At 64.8% G+C, this 17,308-nt stretch carries 16 protein-coding genes; 7 read left to right on the top strand and 9 right to left on the bottom strand.

The genetic code is table 11. The features are described from left to right. Nucleotides 1-8 precede the first annotated feature (8 nt). The gene (locus X730_RS1000000166655) at nucleotides 9-2,105 is read right to left on the bottom strand and encodes an alpha/beta fold hydrolase (protein WP_023827264.1); all 2,097 of its coding nucleotides are present in this window, start codon (nucleotides 2,103-2,105) and stop codon (nucleotides 9-11) included. Nucleotides 2,106-2,239: 134 nt separating this feature from the next. Between X730_RS1000000166655 and X730_RS140570 the strand changes: the two genes are divergently transcribed. Further along, entirely contained in the window at nucleotides 2,240-2,602 is a 363-nt protein-coding gene (locus X730_RS140570; RefSeq protein WP_023824456.1) for a hypothetical protein, read from the top strand. Between the two features lie 24 nt (nucleotides 2,603-2,626). On the opposite strand, the gene X730_RS140575 is transcribed toward X730_RS140570, so the two are convergent. The 3 genes from X730_RS140575 to X730_RS140585 all read right to left on the bottom strand — a co-directional run bounded on the left by X730_RS140575 (nucleotide 2,627) and on the right by X730_RS140585 (nucleotide 6,974). Then, on the bottom strand, nucleotides 2,627-2,932 hold the full coding sequence (locus tag X730_RS140575; RefSeq protein ID WP_023824457.1) for a hypothetical protein: 306 nt from the start codon (nucleotides 2,930-2,932) through the stop codon (nucleotides 2,627-2,629). A gap of 14 nt (nucleotides 2,933-2,946) precedes the next feature. Further along, a complete protein-coding gene (locus X730_RS140580) occupies nucleotides 2,947-5,496 on the bottom strand; it encodes a caspase family protein (RefSeq protein WP_023827263.1) in 2,550 nt (849 codons plus the stop codon). A gap of 242 nt (nucleotides 5,497-5,738) precedes the next feature. Beyond that, nucleotides 5,739-6,974: an ROK family protein gene (locus tag X730_RS140585; RefSeq protein WP_023827262.1), complete on the bottom strand. Its 1,236-nt coding sequence runs from the start codon at nucleotides 6,972-6,974 to the stop codon at nucleotides 5,739-5,741. A gap of 166 nt (nucleotides 6,975-7,140) precedes the next feature. Here X730_RS140585 and X730_RS140590 point away from each other — a divergent pair, with 166 nt between their 5' ends. From X730_RS140590 to X730_RS1000000165470, 3 genes are all read left to right on the top strand, one after another. Beyond that, nucleotides 7,141-7,797 carry an SGNH/GDSL hydrolase family protein gene (locus X730_RS140590; RefSeq protein ID WP_245261413.1) on the top strand — a complete coding sequence of 219 codons (657 nt, stop codon included), beginning with the start codon at nucleotides 7,141-7,143 and terminating at the stop codon, nucleotides 7,795-7,797. A 158-nt stretch (nucleotides 7,798-7,955) separates the two neighbouring features. After that, a complete protein-coding gene (locus tag X730_RS140595; RefSeq protein WP_032910293.1) occupies nucleotides 7,956-9,101 on the top strand; it encodes a sugar ABC transporter substrate-binding protein in 1,146 nt (381 codons plus the stop codon). A 73-nt stretch (nucleotides 9,102-9,174) separates the two neighbouring features. Then, the gene (locus X730_RS1000000165470; protein WP_023827259.1) at nucleotides 9,175-11,031 is read left to right on the top strand and encodes an ATP-binding cassette domain-containing protein; all 1,857 of its coding nucleotides are present in this window, start codon (nucleotides 9,175-9,177) and stop codon (nucleotides 11,029-11,031) included. Nucleotides 11,032-11,049: 18 nt separating this feature from the next. Here the strand turns inward: X730_RS1000000165470 and X730_RS140600 are convergent, their stop codons facing one another. The 3 genes from X730_RS140600 to X730_RS140610 all read right to left on the bottom strand — a co-directional run bounded on the left by X730_RS140600 (nucleotide 11,050) and on the right by X730_RS140610 (nucleotide 13,214). Then, nucleotides 11,050-12,054 carry an NAD(P)-dependent alcohol dehydrogenase gene (locus tag X730_RS140600; RefSeq protein ID WP_023827258.1) on the bottom strand — a complete coding sequence of 335 codons (1,005 nt, stop codon included), beginning with the start codon at nucleotides 12,052-12,054 and terminating at the stop codon, nucleotides 11,050-11,052. Between the two features lie 48 nt (nucleotides 12,055-12,102). After that, nucleotides 12,103-12,375 carry a hypothetical protein gene (locus X730_RS140605; protein WP_023672530.1) on the bottom strand — a complete coding sequence of 91 codons (273 nt, stop codon included), beginning with the start codon at nucleotides 12,373-12,375 and terminating at the stop codon, nucleotides 12,103-12,105. Between the two features lie 86 nt (nucleotides 12,376-12,461). After that, nucleotides 12,462-13,214 (bottom strand): thioredoxin family protein, encoded by a 753-nt coding sequence (locus X730_RS140610; protein ID WP_023695474.1) that lies wholly within the window; start codon nucleotides 13,212-13,214, stop codon nucleotides 12,462-12,464. A gap of 389 nt (nucleotides 13,215-13,603) precedes the next feature. Here X730_RS140610 and X730_RS140615 point away from each other — a divergent pair, with 389 nt between their 5' ends. Then, a complete protein-coding gene (locus tag X730_RS140615) occupies nucleotides 13,604-14,824 on the top strand; it encodes a hypothetical protein (protein WP_023827257.1) in 1,221 nt (406 codons plus the stop codon). 29 nt (nucleotides 14,825-14,853) lie between these two features. Then, a complete protein-coding gene (locus X730_RS140620; protein WP_031197269.1) occupies nucleotides 14,854-15,486 on the top strand; it encodes a glutaminyl-peptide cyclotransferase in 633 nt (210 codons plus the stop codon). 52 nt (nucleotides 15,487-15,538) lie between these two features. Here X730_RS140620 and X730_RS140625 read toward each other — a convergent pair whose 3' ends face one another. Continuing rightward, entirely contained in the window at nucleotides 15,539-15,844 is a 306-nt protein-coding gene (locus X730_RS140625; protein WP_023689804.1) for a hypothetical protein, read from the bottom strand. Between the two features lie 283 nt (nucleotides 15,845-16,127). Here X730_RS140625 and X730_RS140630 point away from each other — a divergent pair, with 283 nt between their 5' ends. Further along, entirely contained in the window at nucleotides 16,128-16,472 is a 345-nt protein-coding gene (locus tag X730_RS140630) for a PQ-loop domain-containing transporter (protein WP_023827255.1), read from the top strand. Between the two features lie 37 nt (nucleotides 16,473-16,509). Here X730_RS140630 and X730_RS140635 read toward each other — a convergent pair whose 3' ends face one another. Further along, entirely contained in the window at nucleotides 16,510-17,241 is a 732-nt protein-coding gene (locus X730_RS140635; RefSeq protein ID WP_023703102.1) for a DUF2270 domain-containing protein, read from the bottom strand. Nucleotides 17,242-17,308: the final 67 nt, after the last annotated feature.

Here is a 17,308-nt window from a genome sequence, read left to right as displayed (position 1 = left end):
CTAGCGGCTCAAGCCGAACCATCGACCGCATAGAACGGAAACGCGCCGGGCAGCCCGCTTGCCGCCATTTCGCCACGCTTCTCGAACCGCAGGCCGGAGCCGACCACGAGATCGCGCACCGTCCTTGATGCGATGATTTCGCCCGGCCGCGCATGGTCAAGCAGACGCGATGACAGTTCGATCGCCGCGCCTGAAAATTGATGGCCCCGCTGCTCGCACTCGCCGATATGCACCGCCGAGCGGACCTCGACACCGGATTGCCGCAAGCGATCGCGGATGGCGATCGCGCACTGGATCGACCGCGTTGGCCGCTGGAACACCGCGAGCACCTTGCCGTCCGATCGCCTGATCTCTCTGCCTTCGGCCGCGAGGAGTTCGCCACGGAGCGCTTCGGCGTGCCGCTCGGCCGGGTCGATGCCGAAAGGCGAGCCCGTCATATCGAGGGACAGCACCGACACAAGCAGCCGTTCGCCTGGGGCCGCCGGCAAGGCGCCGGTGACGAAAGCCTGGATCTCGTCGACGATCCGATCGGAATTCTCGCCCCAGATGACGTGGTCGCGGCCGGCGAACTCAATGTATCGGGCGCCCTCGATGTGCGTCGCCAGGTAACGTCCTTCTTCCCGCTTCACCCAGCCGTCGCCAGTCGTCTGCATGATCAGTGTCGGAACATGGACAGCAGGCAGAATGTCGCGAACATCGATTTCGGCTCCCCAGCGCCACAGGGCGATCGCGTCGGCGGGCGAGGCAGAATTCCTGAGATAGGCGGCGAACCATTCTGTCTCGAACGTGTCGCTCATCAGACTGGGCGCCGCGTTGCTCATATCCGCCGCCGCTCCCCATTCTTTCTCGACGATCGCCAGATCCTCTTCCACCTGCTCGCTTGTCTTCGCCCACGGATAGTCTTGTGACCACCTGCCGCGGGCGTAGGCCCCATTGAGCACGAGTGCCGCTGTGCGCTCGGGATAGGTCGCCGCGAACAGCATGCACATCGGGCCGCCCTCGGAGCTGCCGAAAAGCACCGTGCGCTTCGAGCCAACCGCATCCAGCACTGCCCGCACATCTTCCATCCGCTCTTCCAGGGTCGGCAGACCGACATTGCGGTCCGAGAGCCCGGTGCCGCGCTTGTCCATGCGGATTAGGCGCGAGAAAGTGCCGAGCCGCCGGTGCACATGCGAAAGCCGCGGCGAGCCCCAGGCGTGGTCGAGGTTGGAGACCCATCCCGGCACATGGATCAGGTCGACCGGACCGTCGCCGGTCACCTGATACGCGATGTTGATCCCGGCCGATTTGACATAGTGGGTCGGGGGGGGCGCGAGTTCGTGGCTGAAGCCGGTAGCGTCATCCGCATCAGTCGTGGGTGGCCGTGCCGGCGCCATTGTGCGGCGTGTGCGCAGCGTCTCGAACAATTGCCGCGTCTCCGGCTCCGGCTGCAGCTTGAGATCGCGTAGAAGCGCGGTGCGGCAGTGCTCATATTGCTTCAGCGCGAGATTGGTCCTGCCTTGCGCCGCATAGGCGCGCATCAGGGCACGGTGGACATCCTCCCTCAACGGGTCCATGGCCAGCAGGCGCGCCGCCGCGCGCACGCATGCGGCAGGATCGTTCGTCGCTGCATAATGCGCGACGAGCCTGTCGAGCGCCGCGACGGCCAGTGCCCGCAGCCGCTCGCGTTCGATCCTCAGCCAGTCCTCGAATGGCTCCTCCTTCAGGCCGAAGCCGTCGAGCAGGTCGCCGCGGTAGACATTGAGCGCCAGTTCGAGGTCTTCGGGTGCCGGGCTGGCGACCAGCGCCTCGAACCGCGCGACGTCGAAATCAAGGCCGTCGAGATGCAGAGCGACGCTGTTGCCATCGGTGAGGAAGCGGCCGCCGCCGCACGTCTGCATGGCCTTCCTGACAGACGATACCGCTTGCCGCAGGCTCATTCGCGCCTGCGCCTCGCTGTTGATGCCCCAGAGCAGGGTCGCCAGCTTCTCGCGCGACTGCGAATGCCCCGACTGCAGCGCGAGATAGGCGACCATCGCACGCGCCTTGCGGCTGATGGCTGGAACCGTGGCCCCGACGCCGGCAAAGTCGAAACCACCCAGCAGGTGAAGATAAGGTCCGGTCATCGGATCCGCCACGGTCACAGCGCGACGACGATCCGCTCAAGCTCACTCCATTTCAACACTTATTCCGCCGCCGAGGCGCTTTTCACGATTCCATCACGCAGGTTCCCACGCGTTGCTCACGGCGCTTGAGGAGATTGTTCGCACTGGATCTCTTTTCGCAGGAGGATACCGTGCATCACCCTGGCCCGACCGAGTGGCCCATCTGGCATGACGACCCCGGGCGCGACCGGCAGGAGCTTGGCGCACCATCGCGTCACGATATTGCGCTGGCCCGCTATCTCGAAACACAACAGGCCCATCGGGCATTGGCGGCTCGCAGACTCGATCCGGCGGCGGTCGTGGCCTCTGCACTGGCAGCGTTCGTCCGCTGCCTTTTCCGTGCAGCGCTGCGCCGAATTGTCCGCTGGCCAACCGATGCCGCGACAGGGATGGACGATTTCGGCTTGACGTTGTCCAAGGCTCATGCGGATCTTAGCAAGAACCTTTGGGGCCGCTGAGTGCAGCGCCCTTGGTCGACGATCTCATCCCCAACCGCCGCCGCCGCCGCCAGCCCCACCGCCGCCTCCGCTGCCGCCGAGAGAAGGAATCACGGGCGGCTTTTGCGGGGTCTCTTCCGCCGGCTTGATCACTTTGCCGGTGGTCGCCTTGTTGTATCTGACCACCTTTGGCTGAGGTGCTACGCGAACCACCTTGCGGTGTTTCGCCGGCGGTGCCGGCTCAAACATCGGCGATACCGAGGTGCAGCCCATGAGCCCGGCCAGAACGCCGGATAGAATTATCCCGATGAATGCCTGCCCGAATGTCTGCTTGAATGCCTTGCCCACCATGGCCTCCTTATTGTTCAGAACAAATCCCGACGCGGATTGGCTTCTTCCCAGACCCCCCGGGCCGCATTGACCAGTTGCGTGTCCAGCGAACCGGACGGGGGGATCTTCGACTTGAGCTCTCGACGCAGGGCGTCCAAAGCTGCCGTTTTCGGCTTGGTGCCGAACTGCGCCAGGCCCTTTTTGGCGTCCGGCAGCTCCTTGCGCAGATCGAGCGCGACGGCGAATGCCAGGAAGCGCACCGCGACAGCCTGATCGGCCTTGTCGCCTTTCGCCATTTCGAGCGCCGCGCGATCATAGGCGCTCGACGGATCGCCGCGCGTGGTCGCCAGTTCGAACAGCCTTTGCGCTTCCGCCGGGTCCTGGCGCACACCGGCGCCATCCCTGTACATGCGGGCGAGGCTGCCGGGCGCGTAGGGCTGGCCAAGATCGGTGGCCTGCTGGAACAGCGCCTGCGCCGTCTTCGGATCCTTGTCGATGCCTTGGCCGGCGAGGTAATTGCGGCCGAGCAGGTTCATCGAATACATGTCCTGGCGCTGCACCCCCGCTTGCAGGAAGGCGACGGCGCGGGCCGGATCGGCAGGCACGCCGTTGCGGCCCTCGGTGAAGATGGCGGCAAGATCGTTCATGGCATAGGTGTGCCCCATGGCCGCCGCCTTGAGCAGCAGGTCGAGGCCCTTGGCCGTATCGCGGTTGACGCCATAGCCATTGAACAGCGCGCGTCCCCACGAGGTCATGCCGTAAGGATCGCCCTTGTCTGCGGCAGCCTTGTAGAGAGCGTTGGCCTGGGTGCGGTCGATGGCCGTTCCGGTTCCGGTTGCGTTGAGATAGCCGAGTTCGAAGACGGCGCGGACATGGCCTTTCTTGGCGGCCTCCTCGATGGCTGTCCTGGCCTCTCTAACCTGGCCTGCCGCAAGCAGCGCGCGGCCGAGCTCGTAGTGGAAGCGGGCGACGTCTGGATAGGTTTTCACCGCCGCCTCGCAGGCTGCCACCGCACCGGCGCCGATCTCGTTCGGCAGCAGGCCGGGCACCACGCCTTGCAGGTCGAGAGGCTCGCCGGCGGCGGTGTCGCAAGCCTCGACCGTCGGCGACAGTTTCATCGTCGCCGGCTTGGCGGAGCTGCTGTCGGCGCGGATTTCGAAGCCGACCTCGACCGGCGCGCCGGCGCCGATCTGCGGCTCGTAACGGAGATGGTCGACTTCACCGGCCAGAAGGCTGGATTGCGGCGACAAGGTTCGATCAGGCAATGACAGCGTTCCCGTTGCCGGATACCCCGAGACCTTCAGGCTGACCGCCGGATCGTCAGTGGGGAAATCCAGATTGAGCGCGACCGGGCCGACGCCGACGGGAATATCAAGCTTGCGGTTCTCGATTGCTTCGGCAGCGCCGGTGATGTGGATGCCGCGCTCCAGCACCTGCTGCTTCTGCTCGGCCTCGAGCGAAGCCATGATCTGCTGACCCGCCGCACCTTCGCCGCTCTTGACGCGGAACACCAATATGCCCTGGCTTCCGCCGCCCCAGTTGTCATGCGTGGCATAGGCAAGCATATCCACCTCGTCCTGCGTGGCGGCCCCTTTGGGGACATCCATTTGCAGGCGCGGCAGGTCCTTGCCGGCGATCGGTTCGCCCACCGCGACGTCTTTGCCGTCCAGCACCAGACGGCCCATTGCTGGCGGACGTTCGATGCTGACGCTGATAGCGCCGCCATCGACATCGACCGGCTCCGGCAGGCCGAGAGCGACAGGACCGACCCCCGACAGCACCACCTTCTCCAGCACTGGCGGCAGCGAAGGCCGGTTGTTGCGGCGCACCAGCACCACGTCATCGATCAGCGACGAATTTTCCCAGGGCACCTGCATCCCGTTGGTGGCCTGCACGACATCGCGGCGCACCGCTGACATGACCGTGCGGATCTCCTGGTTCGGCGCCAGCGCGCGCCGCGAAAACGCCGATGAAAACGGGCTCAGGTCGCCGCTGCCGTCATAGGCGACCGCACCTGGTTCGGTGGCGAAGGCAATCAGCGTGTTGAGCGAGCTTCGCACCTGCGCCAGCCCGGTATTGCCGGCGGTGACAAGCTGGTCGCGCAGCCAGTAATTGTTGCGCGGGAAGGGATTGTTGCGGCAGGCATCGAGGATGATCACCTGGATCTTCGACTTCGAGCGCAGCTGCTCCAGCACGTCGTTGAGCTTGATGGCCTGGACCTCGATATCGGCCGCCTTCTTCAACGAGGCGTCGACCGGTATCAGGAAATTCTCGCCGCCGATCTGAAAGCCGTGCCCGGAATAGTAGACGACGGCGAGATCGGCGCCGTCGGCGGCGGCCAGATAGTCCCGGAACTGGCCTTCGAACTGCTGCTTGGTGAGATTCTCGGCGACGAAAACCTCGAAGCCGGCCAGCCGGAACGTGGCCGATACGTCCTGGGCATCCTTGGCCGGGTTCTTCAGCGCCGGGATGTCGCGATAATCGGAATTGCCGATGACGAGCGCGACCCTTCGATCGGCGCAGGCCTCGAAGCTTGTGAAGCCGGCAAGGATGAAGGCCGCGATGAATCCGCAAAGTCGGAGCATGACAAAACTCCTGGTCGCGGCCTGACGCCGACGAGAACACCGCTTGCGGCATCAAGGTCCGTTGAGAGTATGCAACCTGCCACAGCATAAAGTGAAAGGCCCGTCACCGCCAGACCATGGCAGGCGATTTCTTTCGGCGTCGACCGACCGCAGGGTGCAAGTAGCACGCGCTTCACGAGCAGGTATGTGACAAGTCTCACAGTTCGCTGTTTGGGGAATGCCTGGTGCCGGCGGCTGCGCGCCTATTCCTTGAAGAGCAGTTCCTTGTCGTTCGAATATTTCACCAGCAACGGAATGCTGGCGCCGCCGATAACGGGGCCGAGATGGCCAAACGTCCCCTCGATGACGGAGAACGGCTCGGGGCGATCGACAAGGATCCGTGCCAGCTTTCTGCGCATGGCCTTGGCGATCTCCTTGCGCACGCCATTCGGTATGGCGCCGTCGATCACCACATTGTCGATGTCGAGCAAGGCAACGGCACTGCGGGCGGCATAGGCAAGCCCGTCCGAAACCTCATCGATCCACGCGGTGAGCGGCTCTCCAAGGTCGCCCCAGTCGTCGGGCGACGACCAGATGCGGCCGGCGCCCTCGTCCCCATTGTCCTGGTCGTTGAGCTTGCCGGCCAGCGAATGCAGCGAAGCGACGCGCAGCAACGGGGTCATCCCGTCGCCCTTGCGCCCCGGCGCGGGCACCGGCATGTCGCCCAGCGCCCCGGCCAGCTTGTTGCGGCCGGGGAACAAGTGATGATCGAGCACCAGGCCGCCGCCGATGAAGTGCCCGACATAGGCATAGAGAAAGTCGGCGCGCGATCCGCCGGCGCCAAACATCAGTTCGGCCGCGGCCGACACCGTGGCGTCGTTGTAGAGGAACACCGGCCAGTCGAACGCCCGGTCCAGTTCGGCGCGAATGTCGATTTCCCTCCAGGCATCCAGCCTGCTCGCCGGCACCGCGCCCTCTTCGCTCAGGTTCCACTGATGGAATGGCGAGGCGATGCCAAGACCCGCGATGCGGTCTTGCTCTATCGATCTGTGCTTGCGGCACATGCGCGCGATGGCGCCCTTGGCGAATTTCATCACCTCGACGGGCGTCGGATAGTCGAACAGCGTGCGTTCGAACGCGATCACGTCGCCGACGAAATTGACCAGGGCGACATCGGCGCTGCGATGGTCGACCTTGAGGCCGAAGGCATAGGCGGCTTTCGGGTTCAACGCATAGGGAACCGAGGGTTGCCCCAGCCGTCCGCGCAGAGGCTCCAGGCGCAGCAGCAGCTTGTTGTCGGCGGCGCGGTTGACGATGGTGGTAATGGTTTGCGCGGCCAGCCCGGTCAGCCGCGTCAAATCGGTCTTGGCCAGTTGGCCCTGCCGGCGGATCAGCGAGACGATCAGGCGTTCGTTGTAGACGCGGCTCTCGGCCTGCGTGGTTCCGCCGCTGCGGCCCTCGGCGATCTTTTCGAGACTGAAGAAGCTGGTGCCGGTCACGCTTTCCCCTGCGCAAGGAGGTTGGCCGCAAGGCGAGCCGATCAAAGCGCTGACGTAGCAATGCGGGCACGGCAAGGCAACACTTAAATCCACCCGATGGAAAAATGTAGTTGACGCCGGCCGGCCTGCTGTCGTTCAAAGTATGCAAGCCTGGAGGAGCAATGCCGTGACGCAGACCCGGACAATCATGTGCTTTGGCGATTCCAATACCTATGGCGCCATTCCCACCCTGGCCCGCGTCGGACGGCGCCGCTTCACGCCCGACCGGCGCTGGCCGGGCATCATGCGCCTCCAGCTCGGCAGCGGATGGGATGTGATCGAAGAAGGGCAGGGCGGGCGCACCACCGTGCACGACGATCCGATCGAAGGTCTCCACAAGAACGGGCTCAAATCGCTCCCGGTGTGCCTGGAAACGCATATGCCGCTCGACCTCGTCATCCTGATGCTCGGCACCAACGATCTCAAGCATAGGTTCTCGGTAACGCCGAATGATGTCGCTGATTCTATTGAGATCTTGGCCAGAATTGTCCTGCGCAGCGAAGCTGGCGCCGCGGGCGTGGCGCCCGCGGTCCTGATAGTAGCGCCGCCGCCGATGCTGGAGGTCGACTGGTTCGGCCAGATGTTCCTGGGCGGCGCCGCAAAGTCGATGCACTTTGCCGGCCTGTTCCGCGATGCGGCCCGGCGCGCCGGCGCCGCCTTCTTCAACGCCGGCGACGTCGTCGAATCGAGCGCGGTAGACGGCATTCACCTCGACAGCGACGCGCATCGCGTGCTCGGCACGGAATTGGCCAAAGCCGTCCAGTCGCTGATCGCCAAGGCGTGATCGCGTGGGCGAGCCACCCGACTATCTCTGATTAATTAATTCCACTGGAAAAACTTTTGACTTGCAAGCGGGAAGGTGGGTATCTGGGGAGACTGGGAAGAGTAGCGACCGCGAGGCTTACGAAGCGCGGCAACAATCAACGACAGGGAGGAAGTAAAATGCGATCTGACAGGAACATGATGCTGGCGACGCTGCTCGGCGTTGCCGCTGTGCTCGCGGGCGGTACCGTCCTGGCAAGCGCGCAGGACGGTCCGGCTGGGCTCACCAAGCCGGCGGTATTTGCGCCGTTCGATCCGAAGGCGCCGGCCTGCAGCCCACCGCCCGGCCTGAACAAGGTGCTGGCCTTCGCGCAGGATAACGAGCGTGAATTTATGCAGGGTGTCGACCGCGGCCTGGCCGCCGCCGCCAAGGATCGCGGCCTGGAATATCGCCGCGCGCTTGCCAACAATGACGCCGCCAAGGGCGTCGAGCAGGTGCAATTGTTTCTCGCCTCCAAGATCGGCGGTCTGGTCGCAGCCCCCGTGGACCCGGCCTCCATGAGCCGCAGCCTGCAGGAGCTTATCTGGTCCGGCGCCTATGTCGGCACCATCGTGCCGCCGCCGGCGACGTCGCTGCTCAACGCGCCGCAATATGAGACCGGCAAGGTGCTGGCCGAAGCGGCCGCGGCCTACATAAAGGACAAGTTCGGTGGCAAGGCCAATGTCGTCATCCTGTCGCATGACAGCATGGAATTCCTGGCGCCGCGCTTTGCCGCCATGCGCGACATCTTCAAGGCTATGCCAGGCGTCACCATCGTCGCCGACATCTCACCCAATCCCGTCAACAAGGAAGGCGGCTTTGCCACGATGAGCACCATTCTCCAGGCCCATCCCGACGTCGATGTCGTGCTCGGCGCCGACACCGTCGTGCTCGGCGCGCTGGCTGCCCTGGAAGCGGCGGGCAAGGCGCGGTCGGACCAGTTCCTTGGCGGCATCGACGGCGAACCGGAGGCGGTCGCCGCGATCAAGAAAGGCGGCGGTCCCTACAAGGCAAGCATCAGCCTGGCGTCGCCGGTCTTCGCTTATGCCATGGGCCAGCACGCGGCCGACTGGCTGGAGGGCAAGAGCATCCCGCAGGCGATGGATATCCTGCCGGTGGCGCTGACCAGCGACTACATGGCCCAGTACGAGGCCGACGTCGCCGACCCGGCCGCGGTCTACAAGGACCCGAAGCGCCGCGATATCTATCTCAGGATGTACGGCAACATTTGCTACGATACGCGCGACCAGTATGTGAATTTCCCCTGGTCATCCGAGGCAAAGTAGCGCCCAATGTGTTGCGCCGGCCGGATCCAGCCGTGGCTGGCCGGCCGGTTCCTATCCTTGAGTCCGGTTGGGCATGATGACAGACAATGTTCGATCCGAGCGGCTGCCGATGCAAGCAGCCTCATCCCTGCTGCCCGGCACCAAGCCGCCCGGCGAAGCCTCGGGCCGCGTCGGCCTTGCCCTGGTTGCGCTGGGGTTGATCGTCGCTTTCTCGCTGTTGAACAAATCGTTCTTCAGCCTCGACAATTTCGTCGTCATCGGCGTCAACTCGACCTCGATCCTGATTGCCGTGCTCGGCACCTCCGCGCTGCTGATCGCCGGCTATGTCGACCTCTCCATCGGCAGCATGGTCGCCTTGATCGGCATCATCACTGCCAAGGTTGCAGTGGCGACGCAGAGCGCGCTGCTGGCGATCTGCGTCGGCCTGGGTCTGGGCCTTTTGCTCGGTCTGCTCAACGGTCTGCTGGTGCGCAGGCTGAGCATCTCGCCGTTGATCGTCACGCTGGCGATGCTGGCGCTCTATGGCGGCCTTGCCTTCGTCGTCTCCAGCACCGCGGTCTATGGTTTTCCCGAGGCTCTGCTCGAATTGGGGCGGGGCAAGATCTTCGGCATCCAGTACACCGTGGTCATCGCCGCGCTGGTCTTTGTCGCCGGAGCCTTTGTCCTGACCAGCACGGTCACGGGACTAAGAATCTATGCCATCGGCGGCGACCCACGCGCGGCCGAACTCTGCGGCATTCCTGTGGGACGCACGGTGGTTGGCCTCTACGCCGCCAATGGCTTGCTGATCGGTTTGGTCTCGGTTCTGATCGCCGGTCGTCTCGGCAGCATCACGCCGACCATCGGCGTTCGCTTCGAGCTCGACGTGCTCACCGCCGCGATCCTTGGCGGCGTCGCTTTTTCCGGCGGCTCCGGCCGGCCGCTCGGCATCGCCATCGGCGTTGCCACCATCGGCATCCTCAATGCAGGACTGATCTTCGTCGGCCTGCAATCATGGTGGCAATCCATTTCGGTGGGAAGCATGCTGTTGCTGGCGTTGGTGGCCGACCAGGCTGCGATCGGTTTTCGCGGCCGGCGCGCTCGGGCGGCCGCGACCAACTTCACGGTGGCGGACAATGGTGCCGTCGCCTCGGCCGGCCCTGCCGTGACGGCGGGCAATGCAGAAGCCCCGCAAGGTCCGGCATTCTCGATTGCCGGCGCCCGCAAATCCTACGGCGCGCTGACGGCCGTGGAAGAGGCGAGCTTCACGGTCGGCAAAGGCGAGATCGTCTGTCTGCTCGGCGACAATGGCGCCGGCAAGTCGACGCTGGTGAAGATTATTTCGGGCGCCATCCAGCCCGATGCCGGCGCGATGACCCTCGAGGGCCAGCCGATTTCCTTCAGGAGCCCGCAGGATGCACGCGGCGCCGGCCTGGAGACCATCTATCAGGATTTGGCGCTCTGCCCGAACCTCAGCGTCGCCCACAATATGATCCTCGGGCGTGAGGAAACGCGGCGTTGGCTCGGTGTCTTCCCGGTTCGCGACGACCGAAAGGCCGCCGAGCAGTGTCGTGCCCGGCTTGCCGCGCTGGGCGTCACGCTTCGCGACGAAAACGTTCTGGTGCGCTCGCTGTCGGGCGGCCAGCGGCAGTCCATCGCCATTGCCCGCGCGCTTGCCGATCACGTCAAGCTGATCTGCCTCGACGAGCCTACCGCCGCGCTCGGCGTCAAGCAGACCGCGCAGGTCGTCAAGCTGATCCGTTCGATCGCCGCCAGCGGCACCGCCGTCATCCTGGTCACGCACGACCTGTCGACGGTCAGGGCGCTGGCCGACAGGATCGTGGTGCTCAGCCTCGGCCGGGTGGCCTACGACGGCTCGGCCAGACAGCTGACGGCCGATCAACTCTGGGGCCTGATGGCAAGCGGCACGCTGGCGCCGGCCGCTGGGTAGGAATGCCGATCGCAGGGTCTAAAGCTCGAGGCAGATCTTGCCGAAATGCCTTTGCGCTTCGTAATGCCTGAAGGCGGCGGCGATGTCCTGCAGTGGAAAGCTGCTGTCGATGACGGGCTTCAGGCGGTTGACCTCTATGGCACGGATCATGTCCTGCTGGTCGGCTTTGCTGCCGATGGAAATCCCGCTGATGCGGATCTGGTTTGAAAACAGCGCCGGGATCGAAACTTCTGCTGCAAAGCCGGTCAGGACGCCGATGAGTGCGATATGCCCGCCTGTCCGGCAGGCCGTTATCGACTGCGCCAGCGTCGCCGGTCCGCCGACCTCGATCACATGATCGACGCCGCGTCCGTCCGTCAGTTCCCTGGCCCTGCCGCCCCACTCCGGCACCGCCTTGTAGTTGATGACGCTGTCGGCCCCGAGTCGTCTGAGCTTCTCCAGCTTCTCTTCATCGGACGACGTGGCGATGACCCTTGCGCCGGCGGCCTTGGCAAATTGCAGCGCAAACAATGACACGCTGCCGGTGCCAAGGATCAGCACCGTGTCGCCGGGCTTTACCTTGCCGCATGTCACCAGGCCGCGCCAGGCGGTGACGCCCGTGCAGGTCAGCGTTGCCGCCTCGAGATGCGTATAGCCCGCCGGCGCCTTGGTGAAGGCCTGCGCCGGCATGCACACATACTCGCTGGCGAAGCCGTCGAAACTGTCTCCGGGAATGTCGCGGCTTGTATCGGATCTCATGTCGCCGGCCAGCCACCAGGGGTAGAAAACACTGACGACGCTGTCGCCCGGCTTGAACGTGTCGACGCCGTCACCGATCGCGATCACCTCGCCGGCGCCATCCGACAGCGGCACGCGGCCTTCGGCGAGCGGCACCTTGCCTTGTACGGCGAAATCGTCGCGCATGTTCAGCGCGCAGGCGCGAATCCTGACCAGCATTTCTCCCGGCCCAGGCCGGGGCTGATCCTCCTCGACCAGGTCGAGCTTGTCCAACCCGCCCGGCGCTCTCAGCCTGACCAGCTTCATAGTCTCTCTCCGACGTAAAGAGCGTTAGCATGGCGGCGGCGGTCCAGCCTATCGCCGGACCGGCCGGCCGGAAATCACGCGCAGCCAAGGCGCCAGATGGACGGCGCTCATCAAGAGATACATCAGCGGCATGCCGGTGAGCGGGGAGGCATCGGCCCCCAGGCACGACATGACGCCGTCGCCAGCGTGAATGCAGGTAAGCAGCGCCATCACGGCGAAAACAGGGGCCGCGGCGAGGCACAGCCAGTCGGCGGTGCGGAGAGAAACTGCATCGGAGCGTTTAGGGACCTCACTGTCGGTGCCTGTGCCGATATCGCTCATGGTCGTAATCCCTTGATGATCAATGCCCGGGTTTCCTGTCCCGTGAGGGACAGGAAACCAAGCTGGATGGGCGCCGCTCCAGGTCCTTACTTGCCGTCCTTGTTGCGGAACGCGGCTTCGCCGGCCGCCGACACTTCCTCCCACGTCTTGTCGGGTGCGGCGTCGTAATTGTCGTGCCAGTTCCACCAGCTGTAGAGCTCGGTCTGCGGATAGCCTTCGGGCGAATCCTCCCAGATTTCCTGGCGGCCGAGCGGCGTTGCGTCGAGGTAGCTCCAGACCGTGCCCATCTGCTCGTCGCCGCGGTTGTTGATGAAGTAGGTGCGATACACTTTCTTGCCGTCCTGGATGAACACGTTGTGGCCGTGCCATTCGTCGACGCCGAAATCCTTGTCGAAACTGTCGGTGATTGTGTACCAGGGCATCTCCCAACCCATCCGCTGCTTCAAGCTGGCAATGTCAGCCTGCGGCGCGCGGGAGGCATAGGCAAGCGTGGTGTTGCGGGCGTTGAGATGGGCGAGATGGCCGACCTGGTCGGCGCCGAGCGAACAGCCGCGGCAGGCATGTTCGGGCCAGCCGTGGACGCCGGGTTCGTAGAAGGCGCGGTAGACGATCAACTGGCGCCGGCCCTCGAACAAATCGAGCAGGCTCGCTTTGCCGTTGGGACCTTCAAACACATAGGCCTTGTCTACTTCCATCCATGGCATGCGCCGGCGCTCGGCCGACAGCGCGTCCCTGGCGCGCATCGTTGCCTTTTCCTTCACCAGCATCTTTTCGCGCTCGGCTTCCCATTCTTGCCTTGAAACGACCGGTGGGGTCTTCATTGCCACGTGCTTGGTCATTGCTTGTTTCCTTTGCCAGTTGTTGAGCCGTTGTGGCTTGTCGTTGCCTGTTGATCGTGAGGCAGGCTAGGGCCGCGAGGCGGCGAGGGCGGAGTTACAAATGTGACGGCATTTGCAGGCGGGCCACCGCAGCAGGGGTGGCGAGGCCGCACGGTGGGCTCGAGGTCCTCGGAAGCAGGCATGGTCGGTTTTTCCTTATTGAGAAGCTTAACGCGACTGTCTGAGATGCTCAGGCTAGCGAATGCGAATATTGCCGTCAACGCAGGCCTGGGCGTCTTCAACCAGTCCAGATGGCTAGGTCGCCGTCCGCAGCTTGCTGCTTGGCGGTGGTGACTTAAGTTAGGGCCGGTAAGGGGAGCGGTGGGAGTTACAAATGTGACGGGATTTGCATGGACTCGCTGATCACCGCGGCAGGGCTGGCGCTGGCGGCGGGCAACCCGCTGGCGGCACTCGACCGCGTCGCCTTGCGCGAGGATGCCCCGGCGCTGGCGTTGCGCGGCATTGCCATGGCGCAGCTCGGCGATTTCCATCGCGCCAAAGTACTGTTGCGTAGGGCCGGCCGTGCCTTCGGTCCAAAGGAGGCGGTGGCGCGCGCCAGGTGCGTTGTCGCCGAAGCCGAGATCGCGCTTGTTTCGCGTGATCTCGGCTGGCCGTCCAAGGCGCTCGACGCGGCGCGGTCGACATTGGAAAAGCATGGCGACCGGCTGAACGCGGCGCATGCCGGGCATCTCAAAGTACGCCGCCTGCTGCTGATCGGCCGCCTCGACGAAGCTGAAGACGTGCTGGCTGGGCTCGATCCGTCGCCGCTTCCGCCGGCCTCACGCGCCGCGCATGAACTCGCGGTTGCCGGCATCGCCATGCGGCGCCTGAAGACGAAGGCCGCGCGCGCAGCCCTTGAGTGGGCGCGCCATGCCGCCCGCCGGGCCGGCATTCCGGGTCTCATGGCGGAGGTCGACAGCGGCTTCCTGGCGCTGGAGACGCCGGCGGCGCGGCTGATCGCAGGCGGCGAGGAGCATCCGCTGTTGCTCGAAGAGGTCGAGGCGCTGCAGGCGTCGCCGGCGCTGGTTGTCGATACGTTCCGCTATATCGTGCACAAGCAGGAAACAACGATCTCGCTGGCAACGCGGCCGGTGCTGTTTGCGCTGGCGCGCGCGCTTGCCGAAGCCTGGCCGACGGATGTGCCGAGGGCGACGCTGATTGCCCACGCCTTTGGCGGCCGGCATGCCGATGAATCGCATCGCGCCAGGCTGCGGGTCGAGATCGGCCGCCTGCGCGCCGAATTGCGCCCACTGGCCGGCATCGGCGCGACCAGCCAGGGCTTTGCGCTGAAGCCGCGCGAAGCAGGCTCCGTGGCGGTTCTGGCGCGGCCGATCGAGGAGCGGCACGCCGCGGTGCTGGCCTTCCTGGCCGATGGTGAATCCTGGGCCAGCTCGGCGTTGGCGCTGGCGCTAGGCGCCGGACAGCGCAGCGTACAGCGGGCGCTCGAGCAGTTGGCCGAGACCGGCAAGGTGCAGTCCTTCGGTCACGGCCGGGCGCGGCGCTGGATGACGCCGCCGGTCGCTGGTTTCACGACCACCTTGTTACTCCCGTCGCCGCTGCCGAACGGCTAGGAAAGGTGACCATGATCGAGGACCAGGACATGAAACATTCAGCAGCGGAAATCCTGCGTGAATACGGGCCCTTTCCTGATGTCGACACCGTGCATGGCGTGAGCTTCGACGGACAGAATGTCTGGTTTGCCGCGGGCGAGCGGCTGACCGCCTTCGATCCGGCAAGCGGTGAGACGCTGCGCTCGATCGATGTCGCCGCCCATGCCGGCACCGCCTATGACGGCCGACATCTGTTTCAGCTCGCCGGGGACCGCATCCAGAAGATCGACCCGGATACCGGCAAGGTGCTCTCCACCATCCCGGCGCCCGGCGGCGGCCGCGATTCCGGCATGACCTGGGCCGAGGGCACGCTCTGGGTGGGGCAAAACCGGGAGCGCAAGATCCACCAGATCGATCCCGAGACCGGGAAAATCCTGCGCACCATCGACTCAAACCGCTTCGTCACCGGAGTGACCTGGGTCGATGGCGAGCTCTGGCACGGCACCTGGGAAGGCGACCAGAGCGATGTCCGGCGCGTCGATCCGCAAACTGGCAAGGTGCTGGAACGGCTCGACATGCCGGCGGGGGTGGGCGTTTCCGGGCTCGAATCCGACGGCGGCGACCGCTTCTTTTGCGGCAGCGGCCCCGGCGGCATGGTGCGATCGGTGCGTCGGCCGAAGTAAGGCCGTCAAGTATTGGGCCGGCAGCGTATTTCCTACGGTCATCCCGCCGAGATCATATCCCGGAGCCGTCGAGCAGCGGGACGTCTTCGCCTTGCCACGGACTTGGCATTGAAGCCCGGCTCAGATTGGCCGTCGGCAGCGGCATCCAGCATTTCAACTCCGGTTCGGGGTATTCGATCACCCGTCCTGGCGACGAATCGGAAGAGCGCCAGCCCTCCGTGCCGAACTGGTCGGCGCGCGACCAGTAAGCGAGGTCGACCTCGGCCGGCCCCTGTTCCGATGGCCTGACCGTGACCAGGATGCGGCTGCCGTCCTTGGGGGCGCTCGCCATGTGCCGCCAGCGATCGGGTTCGTCCATTCTCATGTCCTCCTGCACGTTGCAGGGATAGTCGCCGCGCGCTTGGCAGCGGTCAACCCGAACTTTGCCCAAGCACGAGATCTGTTTAGTACTCCCGCGCCGTCGGCCGAAACAAGATCTGGTTCATGTCGACCTCGTCGGGCTGGCTCACGGCGAACCCCCCCATGGCGAAAGAGTCCGGATGCCGGGCCGCAACAGGAAAATCGAAACCGGCATGTGAACGGGCTCACATGCCGCCACTGCAAGGAACGCTATGGGACGTCGGCCATGACAGGGGTTTCGGATGACACTTGCTGATCTGTCTTTTTATCTTTTCACTATTTTCAATGGCTTGCGGGTGGTGTCCTACCTGCCGCAGATCATGCGGGTGGCCCGGGACAGGCACGGGGCGTCGGCGATTTCCTACGCGACCTGGCTGTTGTGGACAGGCGCCAACGCCACGACGGGACTCTACGCCCACATCAATCTGAACGATCCCGCTCTGGCGGCGATCAACTGGCTGAACGCCGTATGCTGCGTGCTGGTCATCGCGCTCACCGCCTACAAGCGCCATCGCGCACGGCTTCCGGTTGAGGAAGCCGCAAGCCGGTCGGAAGCGACCGCTCTGATGGTCGACAATGTCTGCTGAAGATCACCGCGGCAGATTGCGCTTTTCGAGGCCGCTCTCAGACATGCACGGTGCCATGCGAAAGCTCGCCCTCGTCGCGTGAGATGAGGAAAGCGGCTGCGAGTAGGCCGACATAGAACAGCCCGACCATGCACACGACATAGATGCCTGGAACCGGGCCGAGCTGCGCCACGCGCGCGGCGTCGAGAAATGACGCGCCCAAGCCTATCGGCGACCCTTCGCGCTGCAGACTGGGCGTCGTGATCTTCAGCACCCACGCCAGCATCAGGATCGTGTACATGAAAATGTAGTTGCGGCGCAGCCGGCGCACCAACGCCGCGCGTTGCGAGATCAGGAAGCGCGGCGAACGCAGGCCTTCGCCGACGATGGCCAGCCAGTTGGAGGCGTAGTCGGGCTGCGGCGAGAAGATCTGCGCGAAATAATAGCGCTCGAACTGGCGCACCCTGGCCCGGTAGACGTCGAAGAAACGATAGCGCCGCGCCTCGATCCATAGCAGCAGCGTGGTCAGCAGCATGGCAAAGAGCAGCACCCCGTGATGGGCGCTGGGCGTCGAGAGTGAGACTGAGAGCATGGCGGCGACGACAGTAATCGCCCAGTTGCTGGTACGGTCCAGCCGGTCGCGCCAGCCGGCCATGCGGGCTATTTCGGCGCGGTGGAAATGCGACATGGTGGCCACGAATTCCGATGAGGTGAGCTTCAGCGCGAACGCATCAGAGGCCCGCGGCGCTGCAGCCGCTTCGTCGGTTTTCACGGTCTTGACCTGGGACATCCCTTGCCACGCGCCTCCCAACGCCATGGCCGGCCGAAACGACGCCGGTCATCCCCATCCGCGCAAC

This window comes from Mesorhizobium sp. L103C131B0 (assembly GCF_000502275.1).
Lineage (GTDB): Bacteria > Pseudomonadota > Alphaproteobacteria > Rhizobiales > Rhizobiaceae > Mesorhizobium.
This window is presented reverse-complemented; position numbering and strand designations above follow the sequence as displayed.

Coding starts and splice junctions, on each gene's coding strand:
- X730_RS1000000166655 (WP_023827264.1), bottom strand. CDS start 2,105: ATGACCGGACCTTATCTTCACCTGCTGGGTGGTTTCGACTTTGCCGGC.
- X730_RS140575 (WP_023824457.1), bottom strand. CDS start 2,932: ATGGTGGGCAAGGCATTCAAGCAGACATTCGGGCAGGCATTCATCGGG.
- X730_RS140580 (WP_023827263.1), bottom strand. CDS start 5,496: ATGCTCCGACTTTGCGGATTCATCGCGGCCTTCATCCTTGCCGGCTTC.
- X730_RS140595 (WP_032910293.1), top strand. CDS start 7,956: ATGCGATCTGACAGGAACATGATGCTGGCGACGCTGCTCGGCGTTGCC.
- X730_RS1000000165470 (WP_023827259.1), top strand. CDS start 9,175: ATGATGACAGACAATGTTCGATCCGAGCGGCTGCCGATGCAAGCAGCC.
- X730_RS140600 (WP_023827258.1), bottom strand. CDS start 12,054: ATGAAGCTGGTCAGGCTGAGAGCGCCGGGCGGGTTGGACAAGCTCGAC.
- X730_RS140605 (WP_023672530.1), bottom strand. CDS start 12,375: ATGAGCGATATCGGCACAGGCACCGACAGTGAGGTCCCTAAACGCTCC.
- X730_RS140610 (WP_023695474.1), bottom strand. CDS start 13,214: ATGACCAAGCACGTGGCAATGAAGACCCCACCGGTCGTTTCAAGGCAA.
- X730_RS140615 (WP_023827257.1), top strand. CDS start 13,604: ATGGACTCGCTGATCACCGCGGCAGGGCTGGCGCTGGCGGCGGGCAAC.
- X730_RS140620 (WP_031197269.1), top strand. CDS start 14,854: ATGAAACATTCAGCAGCGGAAATCCTGCGTGAATACGGGCCCTTTCCT.
- X730_RS140625 (WP_023689804.1), bottom strand. CDS start 15,844: ATGGACGAACCCGATCGCTGGCGGCACATGGCGAGCGCCCCCAAGGAC.
- X730_RS140630 (WP_023827255.1), top strand. CDS start 16,128: ATGACACTTGCTGATCTGTCTTTTTATCTTTTCACTATTTTCAATGGC.
- X730_RS140635 (WP_023703102.1), bottom strand. CDS start 17,241: ATGTCCCAGGTCAAGACCGTGAAAACCGACGAAGCGGCTGCAGCGCCG.